The 9,002-nt window shown below is 70.1% G+C and carries 8 protein-coding genes; 2 read left to right on the forward strand and 6 right to left on the reverse strand.

All coding sequences use genetic code 11. The features are described from left to right. The 3 genes from C5F48_RS19600 to C5F48_RS19610 form a co-directional block, all read right to left on the reverse strand. The coding region (locus tag C5F48_RS19600; RefSeq protein WP_181247735.1) for a DNA translocase FtsK 4TM domain-containing protein at positions 1 to 1,189 on the reverse strand (1,189 nt) is incomplete at its 3' end. Between the two features lie 11 nt (positions 1,190 to 1,200). Next, the gene (locus tag C5F48_RS19605; protein ID WP_107665495.1) at positions 1,201 to 2,379 is read right to left on the reverse strand and encodes an aminotransferase class I/II-fold pyridoxal phosphate-dependent enzyme; all 1,179 of its coding nucleotides are present in this window, start codon (positions 2,377 to 2,379) and stop codon (positions 1,201 to 1,203) included. 123 nt (positions 2,380 to 2,502) lie between these two features. After that, positions 2,503 to 3,828 (reverse strand): amidase, encoded by a 1,326-nt coding sequence (locus C5F48_RS19610; RefSeq protein ID WP_107665496.1) that lies wholly within the window; start codon positions 3,826 to 3,828, stop codon positions 2,503 to 2,505. Positions 3,829 to 3,908: 80 nt separating this feature from the next. Between C5F48_RS19610 and C5F48_RS19615 the strand changes: the two genes are divergently transcribed. After that, positions 3,909 to 5,132, forward strand: a complete 1,224-nt coding sequence (locus C5F48_RS19615) for an FAD-dependent monooxygenase (RefSeq protein WP_107665497.1) — start codon at positions 3,909 to 3,911, stop codon at positions 5,130 to 5,132. 151 nt (positions 5,133 to 5,283) lie between these two features. Here the strand turns inward: C5F48_RS19615 and C5F48_RS19620 are convergent, their stop codons facing one another. Genes C5F48_RS19620 through trxA form a run of 3 tightly spaced genes read right to left on the reverse strand, consistent with a single transcriptional unit; the run spans position 5,284 to position 7,043 of the window. Beyond that, a complete protein-coding gene (locus C5F48_RS19620; RefSeq protein WP_107665498.1) occupies positions 5,284 to 5,460 on the reverse strand; it encodes a Trm112 family protein in 177 nt (58 codons plus the stop codon). After that, complete coding sequence (locus tag C5F48_RS19625) at positions 5,457 to 6,101, reverse strand: LON peptidase substrate-binding domain-containing protein (RefSeq protein ID WP_107665499.1); 645 nt, start codon at positions 6,099 to 6,101, stop codon at positions 5,457 to 5,459. The genes C5F48_RS19620 and C5F48_RS19625 overlap by 4 nt, the downstream gene beginning before the upstream one ends. A 27-nt stretch (positions 6,102 to 6,128) precedes the next feature. Beyond that, on the reverse strand, positions 6,129 to 7,043 hold the full coding sequence (gene trxA / locus C5F48_RS19630) for a thioredoxin (protein WP_107665500.1): 915 nt from the start codon (positions 7,041 to 7,043) through the stop codon (positions 6,129 to 6,131). A gap of 267 nt (positions 7,044 to 7,310) precedes the next feature. Here trxA and C5F48_RS19635 point away from each other — a divergent pair. After that, a partial coding sequence (locus C5F48_RS19635) for a DEAD/DEAH box helicase (RefSeq protein WP_107665501.1) occupies positions 7,311 to 9,002 on the forward strand: 1,692 nt, incomplete at its 3' end.

A 9,002-nucleotide genomic window follows, 5' to 3' on the forward strand; every position in this document is an offset into this window, starting at 1 on the left:
TCCGCTCGTCCGAGGGACCGTCGGTGTTGGAGGCGGCGTAGGAGAGCGCGGGCTCGATCAGCTCCGACTCCGGGTCGGGCGCGCGGCGGATCAGCTGCGGCATGCGCGCCAGGAGGCCGGTGCGGGCCGGCGCGGGCTCCGGCTCGGCATAGCGCGGCTCGGCGCGCAGCGTATCGGCGCCGCGCATCGGTTCGGCGCGGACGGCCTCGTGCCGGGCATGGGCCGCGCGCAACTGGTCGGCGCGCAGCGAGGCCGGGCGGCCATAGGCCTGCGGATAGTCCTCGATCACCTCGGGCTCGGGCTCGGACCCGCCGGAAAGCGGCTTCAGCCGGCTGAGGAAGCTGAGCGCCGCGGCCTTCGCCCCCGTGGCCGGGACATGCGAGGCCAAGGCCGAGGCCTGCCCGGCCACCCTGCCCTGCCGGGCGGCGCCGTAGCGCACCGGATCGTCTCGCACCGCGGCCTCGGCCACGGCGGCGCGGCCCTCGCGGTGCTGGCGATAGCGGTCCTGCATCGCCACGGCGGCCTGCGCCGAACCGGACGCGCCGCGGGACACGAGGATCAGCAGGCTGTTGTAGCTGACCACCAGCCCGACCAGCAGGAAATGCGCGATGGCGCGCAGCTCGCGCATGTCGAAGCCGCAGACATAGAGGCTCATCGCCAGGAAACCGGCGCCGGCCAGCAGCGAGAACATCTTCAGCCCCATGGCGGCGCCAAGCGGCGTCACCTCCAGCAGGGCGCCCAGCACGGTGTCGCCGAAGAGCCCGCCCAAGCCGAAGGAATGCGGCCAGTCCGCGCCGGGCACATGGGTCGCGGCGAAGACCGAGCCCAGCGCCACGGCGATGACGGCGAAGACCACCCGGCTGAGCGCGCGGTCCTCGCCCCGGTGCAGCACGAAACGCAGGCCCCAGGCCAGGAGCACCAGCGGCAGGCCCCAGGCCCCCATGCCGCCGATGATGATCAGCGTCGAGGCCACGGCGGCGCCGAAGCGGCCGAGGATGTTCTGCGCCGGCTCGTCGGTGGCGACCATCCAGCCGGGGTCTTCCGGCGAATAGCTCATCAGCATCAGCGCGAAGATCACCCCGGCCAGGATCAGGCCCGCGCCCATCAGCTCGCGCCCGCGCCGCTCCAGCATCGCCTGCGTGTTCTGATCCAGAAGCGGATCGCGTTGCCTGACCTGATAGGATGCCATTCGTTCCGACCTCACCCGTAAAGGCAATCGCGGAGCCTGGTGAGCCCGCGCTGCATTTCGTCAATCGGGGCCACCATGGCGACCCTTATGTAGCCCTGTCCCGGGTTGTCCCCGTTCACGTCGCGCGACAGATAGGCCCCGGGCAGCACCCGCACCCCCGTCTCCTGCCAGAGCTTCAGCGCCGCCGTCTCGCCATCCGGCACCGGCAGCCAGAGGAAGAAGCCGCCCTCCGGCCCCTGATAGCCCTGCATCCCGGCGAAGACCTGATCGGCCACGGCGAATTTCTGCTGATAGAGCGCGCGGCTCGCCTCGACATGCGCCTCGTCGGCCCAAGCCCGTTCGGAGACGCGCTGGATCGGCAGCGGCAGCGGCGCCCCGGCGAAGGCGCGCAGCTGGCGGATGCGCGCCATGCCCTGCTGCCCGCCGGCAACGAAGCCGGAGCGCAGGCCGGGCAGGTTGGAGCGCTTGGACAGCGAGTGGAAGACGAAGACCCGCTCGGGGTCGGTGCCGGTCGCCTCGGCCACTTCGAGGGCGCCGGCGGGCGGCGTCTTGCGCCAGATCTCGGAATAGCATTCGTCGGCGAAGATGCGGAAATCGTATTGCTCGGCCAGCGCCATCAGCCCGGCCCAGTAATCGCGCGAGGCGACGGCGCCCTGCGGATTGGCGGGCGAGCAGAGATAGGCGACGGCGACCCGGTCGAGGATGTCTTTCGGCAGGCTGGCGTAATCGGGCAGGAAGCCGGTGGCGGCGGTCGCCGGCACGTAGATCGGCTCGGCCCCCAGCGCCAAGGCGGCGATGGCGTAGACCTGGTAGAAGGGGTTCGGCATCAGCACCACGGGGCGCTTGCCGTTCTTTTCCTCCGGGCAGAGCGCAACGGCGGCGTTGAACAGCCCCTCGCGGGTGCCGTTCAGCACCATGATCCGGTTCTGCGCCAGATCGACGCCGTAGCGGCGCTGCAGCCAGCCGGAGATCGCGCCCAAAAGCTCGGGCGTGCCGTCGTTCGGCGGGTAGATCGCGAACTCCGCCAGCGAATCGGCCAGCACCGGGCCGACGAAGTCCGGCATCGGGTGACGCGGCTCGCCGATGGTCATGGCGATCGCCTCGCCGCCGGGCGCATGGGCGTCCAGCAGGGTGCGCAAGCGCGGAAATGCGTAATCTGGCAGGTTCGAAAACCGCTGCGGAAATACCATTGCTGCCTCATCTGCGGAGTCGTGTCGCCCCGCTTTGTCGCAGGATAGACAGAATGTCCCCGGGGGTCCAGAAAAACGCCGGCGATGCCGCGGCTTGACCGGCGGTGTTGTGTCTTTTCGCCCTCAGCCGAGCGCGCGTTCCGCGGCGAATCCCAGCCGCAGAAGGCGTTCCTCCTCGCCCGGCCCGGCCATCAGGCTGATGCCGCAGGACGGTTGACCCGTAGGCAGGCTGAGGCCGCAGAGGCCGAAGAGATTGCCGATCCGCGTGTTGCGCAGCGCCAGCAGGTTTTCGGCGACGTAATAGGCGTCGTCGGTCATCAGCCGCGCCGCCTCGGGCGGCAGGATCGGCGAGGTGGGGACCAGAACCGCGTCATAGGCGGCGGTCTTCTGCGCCCAGATCCGGCGCAGCTCGTGCATCCGCCGCCAAGCCGCGACATAGTCCGAGGCGCGGAAATCGGCGCCGGAGCGGAAGCGTTCGAGGATGCGGGGGAACATCTTTTCCGGCGCGGTCTCGATGGTCTTGCCCCAGATGCCATAGGCCTCGGCGGTGAAGAGGATGCCGGCCAGCGACAGCGCCTCGGTCACCTCGGGGATCTTGGCGCGGGTGATCACGGCCCCGGCGGCCTCCAGCCGGGTCACGGCGTCGTCGAAGCCGCGGGCGGGGGCGTCGCGCAGGTCGTCAAGGGCGACGGTTTCCAGCACGAGGAAGCGCTGGCCCTGGAGACTGGCGCCGCGCAGGTCGGCGGCGCGGCCGCCCTCCAGCGCCGCCAGCAGCAGCGCGCAATCCTCGACGCTGCGGGCCAGCGGGCCGACGGTGTCGAAGGTCTCGGCCAAGGGCACCACGCCTTCCAGCGACAGCCGGCCGGGGGTGGTCTTCAGCCCGACCAGATCGTTCCAGGCGGAGGGGATGCGGACCGATCCGCCGGTATCCGAGCCGATGCCCGCCGCCGCCAGCCCGAAGGCGACCGAGGCCGCGGCGCCGGAGGAGGAGCCGCCGGGCACAGCGGCGGGATCGTTGATGCAGGGCGGCGTCGCGGTGACGGGGTTGAGCCCGAGACCGGAGAAGGCCAGTTCCGACATGTGGGTCTTGCCCAGACAGACGAGGCCCTGCGCGGTGGCGGTGCGCAGCACGGCGGCGTCGGCTTCGGGCACCCGGCCTTCCAGCAGCGCCGACCCGGCCTCGGTCGCCACGCCGGCGGTGTCGAACAGGTCCTTCCACGAGACCGGCACGCCATCGAGCGGGCCGTGCCGCAGCCCGGCCTTGGCGCGTTCGGCGGCGGCCATCGCCTCGTCGCGGGCGCGGTCGGGGGTGGTGCGGGCATAGATGCGACCGGCCTCGGGATGGGCGGCGATGGCGTCGAGATAGGCCTCGGTCAGTTCCACCGCATGGATCGAGCCATCGGCGATGCCGCGCCCGAGATCCGCCGCCGTCATGTAAAGCCAGTTCATCGCATGTCCCCCTGTTTTGTCCGAACGGTAACGGCGCTCTGCGCTGTGGACAATCCCGCCCGGCCCGCCATATCTAGGCCATGACCCATGATGCCGATATTCTAATCGCCGGAGGCGGGCTGAACGGCCCGGCGCTGGCCCTCGCGCTGGCGCAATCCGGCTTCACCGTGACGGTGGTCGACGCCCGCCCTGCCCCGGCCCGCGCCGAGGCCGGATTCGATGGTCGCGCCTATGCGCTGGCCATCGCCTCGAAACGACTGCTGGGCATGCTCGGCATCTGGGAGACGGTGGCGGCGAAGAGCCAGCCGATCCTGCAGATCAAGACCAGCGATCAGGCGGGCGACGGCCCCGCGCCCTTCTTCCTGACCTTCGATCATGCCGAGATCGAGGAAGGCCCGATGGGCTTCATGCTGGAGGACCGGCATCTTTACGCGGCCTTCCTCGCCGCGATGCAGGCCGACCCGCGCATCACGCTCCTGTCGGGCGAGAGCGTGGTGGCGCAGGAGGTGACGGCGTCCGGCGTGACGGTGACGCTGGGCTCGGGGCGCAGCCTCGCGGCGCGGCTGCTGATCGGCTGCGACGGGCGCGGCAGCGGCACGGCCGAGCGCGCCGGCATCAAGCGCAGCGGCTGGGGCTACGGCCAGACGGCGCTGGTGACGGCCATCGCGCATGAAAAGCCGCATCACGGCATCGCGCATCAGTATTTCATGCCCTCCGGCCCGCTGGCGATCCTGCCGCTGCCGGGGAACCTCTGTTCCATCGTCTGGAGCGAGAGCGAGGCTGCCGCCGCCGCGATCCAGGCGCTGCCGGATGCGGAGTATCTCGCGGCGCTGCGGCCGCGCTTCGGGGATTTCCTCGGGGAGATCTCGCTGGCCGGGACGCGCTTCACCTATCCCTTGTCGCTGAGCCTCGCCAACAGCTTCATCGCGCCGCGCGTGGCTTTGGTGGGCGATGCGGCGCATGGGGTGCATCCGATCGCCGGGCAGGGGCTGAACCTCGGGCTGCGCGACGTGGCGGCGCTGGCCGAGGTGCTGACGCTGGCGGCGCGGCGCGGCGAGGATATCGGCGCGCCGGATGTGCTGGAGCGCTACCAGCGCTGGCGGCGGTTCGACGCGACGGCGCTGGCACTGGGGATGGATACGGTCAACCGGCTGTTCTCCAACGACAACCCGCTGTTGCGGCTGGGCCGCGATCTGGGAATGGGGCTGGTGAACGCCATGCCGAACCTGCGGCGCGGGTTCATCCGGCAGGCCGCGGGGCTGACCGGCGATCTGCCGAAGCTCTTGCAGGGCAAGCCGATATAATCAGCCTGCTGCTTTCATCTTGGCTCGAATATCCCGCAGGGGTTCTGAGCGCCCGGAAACCCTGCCGGCGGCAGGGTTTCAGCGAAGAACGCGCGGCCCGTGGCCGCTGGGGGGGCACGAAGCTCCCCGGCGCCAGCCCCAAGCGGCTTGCTCAGAGTTCGCGCGCTTCCGAGACCAGCATGATCGGGATGCCGTCGCGGATCGGGAAGGCCATCGAGGCGGCCTTCGACACCAGCTCCTGCTTTTCGGCGTCATAGCTCAGCACCGCATGGGTGACGGGGCAGACCAGCGCCTCCAGCATGCGGCGGTCGAATACGGTTCCGGTCATTGCATCACCTCTTGCCCATCTCCGCTTCGGAGGGCGAATTCTATCAGTGTCACCAGCGTCTCGCGCCGGGTTTCCAGCGAGGGCGCCTCCAGCAGGGCCTGCTTGTCCTCGGGGTCGAAGGGGCAGAGCATCGACAGCGAGTTGATCAGCAGCTCTTCCTCCGCTTCCTTCAGGCTACCCCAGTCGGTGGAGAGTTCCATCGCGGCAAAGTAGCGCCCCAGAAGATCGAGGAAGGGTGCGCGGCGGAAGCCCTTGTCGTCCTCGGTGCCGCCGAGATCGCGGGTGAAGGGGGCCCAGTCCACCGAACAGCGGCGGTAGGGGGCGAAGCCCTGCACCTCGGCCACCACGCGGAAGCGCGAGATGCCGGAGAGCGTGACCATGTAGCGGCCGTCCTCGGTCTCGGAAAAGCCGGTGAGGCGACCGGCGCAGCCGATGGCGTGAAGGCGTTTTTCGGCGCCGCCCGGCACTTCGCGCGGCTGGACCATGCCGATCAGCCGGTGCGAGGTCTTCATCGTGTCGTCCAGCATCTGCAGATAGCGCGGCTCGAAGATGTGCAGGGGCAGACGGGCGCGCGGCAGAAGCAGCGCACCCGGCAACGGGAAGACCGGAATTGTATCCGGGAGGTCGGCTCTCTTCATCATGGGGGGCAACCTAGCCCGCGCGCCGGGTCAGGCAAATATCATCGAGGACAGCCGGCGACGGCCTTTCAGCACGATGGGATCCTGCGGCTTCAGCGCCTCGAAGATGATGAACAGCTGCGCCCGGGCGGCGCCGTCGTTCCACTCGCGGTCGCGGCGGAACAGTTCCAGCAGCTGGTCCACCGCCTCCTCGACCTTGCCGCCGGCATGCAGCGCCAGCGCCAGGTCGAAGCGGGCCTGGTTGTCGGCCGGATCGGCCTCGACCGCGGCGCGCAGCTCGGCCTCGGGGCCGGCCTTGGCGGCCTGCCGGGCCAGCTCGATCTGGGCGCGGGCGGCCTCGATCTCCTTGGCCTTGGCGATGGCGGCGGGGGCGGCGTCGGCCAGCGCCTGCGCCTGGTCGAGATCGCCCGAGGCGAGGTGGCAGCGCACCAGCCCGCCATAGGCCGCGGCATTCTCCGGCTCCTCGCCGAGGATCGCGGCGAATGTTTCCAGCGCGTCGAGCACGGCGCCTTCAGTCAGCATCTGCTCGGCCGCCTCAAGCGCCTCCCCCAGACCGCCGTCACCGGCGAAGGCGGCGATCTTGTCGACGAATTTCTTCAGCTCGGATTGCGGCAGCGCGCCCTGGAAGGCGTCGACCGGCTGGCCCTGGTAGAAGGCGAAGACGGTGGGGATCGACTGGACCCGCAGCTGGCCGGCGATCATCTGGTTCTCGTCGACGTTCACCTTGACCATGCGGACCTTGCCGCCCGCCGCCTTCACCGCGGCTTCGAGCTGCGGGCCGAGGGTCTTGCAGGGGCCGCACCAGGGCGCCCAGAAGTCGACGATCACGGGAACCTCGCGGCTCGCCTCGATCACGTCCTTCATGAAGGTCGCTTCGGACGTGTCCTTGATCAGGTCGCCTTGCGGGGCGGGGCTGGGGGCTGTCTTGTCGCCAAATCCGAACATGGGGTCCCTCCGTCTGACTGTTGCGCCCTATATGCGCATGCCTCTGCAAAAGGCCAAGAGGCAAGTCGTGCGGCGCTTGCCGCAGTGGAGGGTGACCCGGCTTTCACCGGTTCTGCTCCGGCGCCTATACATCGCCGGGCTTATGCTGTAGGAGGCCCGCTACGGCCCGAGAGTCCGGGGCGGTGGGCGAGGAGGCCCGACCGCGAAGGGGAATGGGCGCCGGTAAACCCGGACGCATGGCGCGTCCCCCTTTCTAGGCAGAATTACATGACACATATCGAAATCGCCGCGCCGCTGGCAGCGGCACTGGCAGCCAAGGGCTATGAGTCCCTCACCCCGGTGCAGGACGCCGTTCTGGCCGAAGAAGCGGCGGGCCGCGACCTTCTGGTGTCGGCGCAGACCGGCTCGGGCAAGACCGTGGCCTTCGGCATCGCCATCGCGCAGGAACTGCTGCAGGGCGCCGACCGTCTGCTGTTCGCCGACGTGCCGGGTGCGCTGATCATCGCGCCGACCCGCGAACTGGCGCTGCAGGTGGCGCGCGAGCTGGACTGGCTCTATGCCGAGGCGGGCGCCAAGATCGCCACCTGCGTCGGCGGCATGGACTATCGCACCGAGAAGCGCGCGCTGGAGCGCGGCGCGCATATCGTCGTCGGCACCCCGGGCCGTCTGCGCGACCATATCGAGCGCCGCTCGCTCGACCTTTCGGGCCTGCGCGCCGCGGTGCTGGACGAGGCCGACGAGATGCTGGACCTCGGTTTCCGCGAGGATCTGGAGTTCATCCTGCAGGCCGCGCCGGAAGAGCGCCGCACGCTGATGTTCTCGGCCACGGTGCCGAAGGCGATCGCCGAGCTGGCGAAGGATTTCCAGCGCGACGCGCTGCGGCTGCAGACGGCCGGCGAGGCCAAGCAGCATGTCGACATCGAATATCGCGCGCTGAACGTCACCGCCCGCGACCGCGAACATGCGATCTTCAACCTGCTGCGCTTCTACGAGGCGCGCTCGGCCATCGTGTTCTGCAAGACCCGCGTGGCGGTGAACCATCTGCTGGCCCGCATGGGCAACCGCGGTTTTCAGGTCGTGGCGCTGTCGGGCGAGCTGAGCCAGCAGGAGCGGACGCATGCGCTGCAGGCGCTGCGTGACGGGCGGGCGCGGGTCTGCATCGCCACCGACGTGGCGGCGCGCGGCATCGACCTGCCGGGGCTGGATCTGGTGATCCATGCCGATCTGCCGTCGAACTCGGAAACGCTGCTGCACCGGTCGGGCCGCACCGGCCGGGCCGGGTCTAAGGGCGTCTCGGCGCTGATCGTCGCGCCGTCGGAGTTCCGCAAGGCGCAGCGTCTGCTGCAGGGCGCCAAGGTCGTGGCCGAATGGGCCAAGCCGCCGTCGGCGGATGAGGTGCAGGAAAAGGACGACCAGCGCATTCTCGAGCACCCGCTGCTCGGGGCCGATCTGGGCGACGAGATGGCGATGAGCGCGACCCTGCTGGAGCGCTTCGGCGCCGAGCAGGTGGCGGCGGCCTTCGTGAAGATGTGGCGCGAGGGGCGCTCGGCCCCGGAGGAGCTGCAGGATGTGGGTTCGGCCGCCGAGCCGTCGAAGCCGCGCGAGCGGGCGGAATTCGGCGAGGCGGTGTGGTACACCGTGTCGGTCGGCCGGTCGGGCCGGGCCGAAGCGCGCTGGCTCTTGCCGAAGATCTGCGACGCGGGCGACATCACCAAGAACGAGATCGGCGCGATCCGGGTGCAGGAGGACGAGACCTTCGTGCAGATCGGCAAGGCGGTCGCGGGCAAGTTCGGCGCCGGGATCGACCTGGAAGCGGGCGTGACCATGCGGCGGCTGGAGGGCGAGCCCTCGATGGACCGCCCGGAACGCGCGCCGCGCAAGAGCTTCGACAAGCCGGAACGCCGCGCCCCCGCCGCCCGCGCGCCGCGTGAAGATGCTGGCGAGACGAAAGCCCGACCG

Origin of the sequence: Cereibacter changlensis JA139 (genome assembly GCF_003034985.1) — a bacterium.
GTDB lineage: Bacteria > Pseudomonadota > Alphaproteobacteria > Rhodobacterales > Rhodobacteraceae > Cereibacter > Cereibacter changlensis.

Bases quoted from the DNA above. Each gene is read 5' to 3' on its own strand.
- C5F48_RS19605 (WP_107665495.1), bottom strand. From the start codon at position 2,379: ATGGTATTTCCGCAGCGGTTTTCGAACCTGCCAGATTACGCATTTCCG.
- C5F48_RS19610 (WP_107665496.1), bottom strand. From the start codon at position 3,828: ATGAACTGGCTTTACATGACGGCGGCGGATCTCGGGCGCGGCATCGCC.
- C5F48_RS19615 (WP_107665497.1), top strand. From the start codon at position 3,909: ATGACCCATGATGCCGATATTCTAATCGCCGGAGGCGGGCTGAACGGC.
- C5F48_RS19620 (WP_107665498.1), bottom strand. From the start codon at position 5,460: ATGACCGGAACCGTATTCGACCGCCGCATGCTGGAGGCGCTGGTCTGC.
- C5F48_RS19625 (WP_107665499.1), bottom strand. From the start codon at position 6,101: ATGATGAAGAGAGCCGACCTCCCGGATACAATTCCGGTCTTCCCGTTG.
- trxA (WP_107665500.1), bottom strand. From the start codon at position 7,043: ATGTTCGGATTTGGCGACAAGACAGCCCCCAGCCCCGCCCCGCAAGGC.